This is a genomic window from Polaromonas sp. P3_C2, from assembly GCF_056402675.1.
This window is the reverse complement of sequence record NZ_JBFUGX010000642.1, coordinates 1-2,326: the sequence shown is the minus strand read 5'-3', so window position 1 is coordinate 2,326 and position 2,326 is coordinate 1. Positions and strand designations below refer to the sequence as shown.

The window sequence follows — 2,326 nt, the reverse complement described above, 5'->3', positions numbered from 1 at the left end:
CTTTGAAGCGAAGCACAAGAACACCAAAATTTCATGCAAAAAGTGCCATAAACCATTAAAAAACGGGCGCAAGCATCTCCTGTTTTCATAGCAACCCAAAAGAACCCTCACTGGCCACGCTTGCCCAGGTGAGGCTGCCTGGCGATTGAGTTCTGTCGCCGCTCGAAGTGCGATGGTGGTGTGCCTGACCTTGGCGCCGGTGTGGCGTCTATAGCCATCACCGGCGGCGGGCGCGCCCAGGCTAGAAAATTCAGCCTTGCTCACGCACGATCTGAGGGCGCGACCTGAAGGGATGCGTAGTGAGTCCCTTGCATCACCCAAAGCCCTTTCTCGTCGCCCATTTCTTTCCTCTTCTCTTCTTTTTCTCTCATGAGCGCCTTCAACACAGAACGCATTATTTCCGTCCACCACTGGACCGACTCACTATTTAGCTTCACCGCCACGCGCGATTCGGGCTTTCGCTTCGTCAACGGCCAGTTCACCATGATCGGCCTGCCCGTGGACGGCAAACCGCTGCTGCGCGCCTACAGCGTGGCCAGCGCCAACCATGAAGATCAGCTGGAGTTTTTCAGCATCAAGGTGCCGGACGGCCCGCTGACTTCGCGGCTGCAGCACTTGAAGCCGGGCGACGACATTCTGGTCGGCCGCAAGCCCACCGGCACGCTGTTGTTGCAAAACCTGCTGCCCGGCGGCACGCTGTGGCTGTTGGCCACCGGCACCGGTCTGGCGCCCTTTCTCTCTCTGATCAAGGATCCCGACACTTACGAGCGGTTTGAGCGCGTGGTGGTGGTGCACGGTTGCCGTACCAGCGCCGAGCTGGCCTACCGTGAGCTGATCGAGCACGAGCTGCACGAGCATGAGTTCCTCGGCGAGCTGGTGCGCGGACGCCTGATGTATTACCCCACCGTGACGCGCGAGCGCTTTCGCAACGAAGGCCGCATCACCGAGCTCATGCAGTCGGGCAAGCTGTACAGCGACCTGGGCTTGCCCGCGATCTCTATCGGGAACGACCGCCTGATGCTGTGCGGCAGCCCCGACATGCTGCGCGACATCAAGGCCATGCTGGAAGAGCGCGGCTTTGAGGAAGGCAACATGCAGCGAGCCGGCCACTTCGTGGTGGAACGCGCATTTGCCGAGCGCTGACTGACAACGGGAAACGTTTGCAATGCGAACGTTTCTCACAATCAAACGCAACCAGACCGCCCGCGCAGGGGAATGCTTGAGTTACGGCGTGCGGCCAGTGACAATGGGCGATCCGCACTACACAACGATAAGGAATTCCCATGAAAGGCGACGCAAAAGTCATCGCTCACCTGCAGGCGCAGCTGAAGAACGAGCTGACGGCCATCAACCAGTACTTTTTGCACTACCGCATGTACAAGCACTGGGGCCTGGACAAGCTGGCCAAGAAGGAATACGAAGAGTCCATCGGCGAAATGAAGCACGCCGACAAGTTGATGGACCGCATCTTCATGCTCGATGGCCTGCCCAACCTGCAGGACCTGGGCAAGCTGATGATCGGCGAGGATGTTCCAGAAGCCCTGAACTGCGACCTGAAAGCCGAAACCGGTGCACAGGCCACGATCAAGGATGGCATTGCCCACTGCGAAAGCGTACGCGACTATGTCTCGCGCGACCTGCTGCAGGAGATCCTCGATGACACCGAAGAGCACATCGACTTCCTGGAAACACAGATTGAACTGCTTGGCAAGGTTGGCCTGCAAAACTACCTGCAAAGCCAGATGGGCGAGCTGAGCTGAATGTGGTCTTGAAATAGCCCGGTGACATACCTGGCACAAAACAGACGGGGCACAGGCCCCGTTTTTTTGTTTGCGCCAACGCTGACCGCTCCTGGTTTTCAAAGCCCTTTTTGTCGCCCCCTAAATTTGGCCTTTTTGCCACACAACCACCGTTTTCGTCCCTATTCCCGCAACATTCAGACACATCAGATTACGAATCATTATCATTTGATATACACTTCGAGCGAACTTTACGAGCCAGCCAACTCGCGCCCCTGGGCATTCCGAGCCAGCCAAGCTTTTTCCTGAACCCGGTCCACCGCCTGCAAGGCAGGACCCTGCTTGGAGGCCATCTTGGCATACCCTTCCGCTCGCGCCGCACGCCCTGCGCGCAACAAAAAAAACCGCACCATGGGCGCCGACAACTTCACGCCGTTTGCCGGCCCGGTTGCCAATCCTGCCGCATCTTCCGACAAAACACTGCTCCCGCTTGGCGCGCTCATGCTGGCTGTTTCGGTGTCGGGCTGGGCCCAGAGCATCACCCCGACGCCCAGCACCGGCACCACGACCGCTACGTCGTCCACCTC

Annotated in this window: 4 protein-coding genes; 3 read left to right on the top strand and 1 reads right to left on the bottom strand. The window is 58.6% G+C overall.

Annotated features, from left to right (window positions below; all coding sequences use genetic code 11):
- On the bottom strand, positions 1-264 hold a 264-nt coding region (locus AC1DWI_RS20140; protein ID WP_477725570.1), incomplete at its 3' end, for a hypothetical protein.
- Between the two features lie 105 nt (positions 265-369).
- Between AC1DWI_RS20140 and AC1DWI_RS20135 the strand changes: the two genes are divergently transcribed.
- The 3 genes from AC1DWI_RS20135 to AC1DWI_RS20125 all read left to right on the top strand — a co-directional run.
- Positions 370-1,143: a ferredoxin--NADP reductase gene (locus AC1DWI_RS20135; RefSeq protein ID WP_477671007.1), complete on the top strand. Its 774-nt coding sequence runs from the start codon at positions 370-372 to the stop codon at positions 1,141-1,143.
- Positions 1,144-1,283: 140 nt separating this feature from the next.
- Positions 1,284-1,760, top strand: a complete 477-nt coding sequence (bfr, locus tag AC1DWI_RS20130; RefSeq protein WP_457278807.1) for a bacterioferritin — start codon at positions 1,284-1,286, stop codon at positions 1,758-1,760.
- Positions 1,761-2,093: 333 nt separating this feature from the next.
- Positions 2,094-2,326 (top strand): hypothetical protein (locus AC1DWI_RS20125; protein WP_477725569.1); only part of this gene is annotated, 233 nt, incomplete at its 3' end.

What these genes read in the sequence shown, in the direction of transcription:
- bfr (WP_457278807.1), top strand. Translation starts at nt 1,284, where the DNA reads ATGAAAGGCGACGCAAAAGTCATCGCTCACCTGCAGGCGCAGCTGAAG.
- AC1DWI_RS20135 (WP_477671007.1), top strand. Translation starts at nt 370, where the DNA reads ATGAGCGCCTTCAACACAGAACGCATTATTTCCGTCCACCACTGGACC.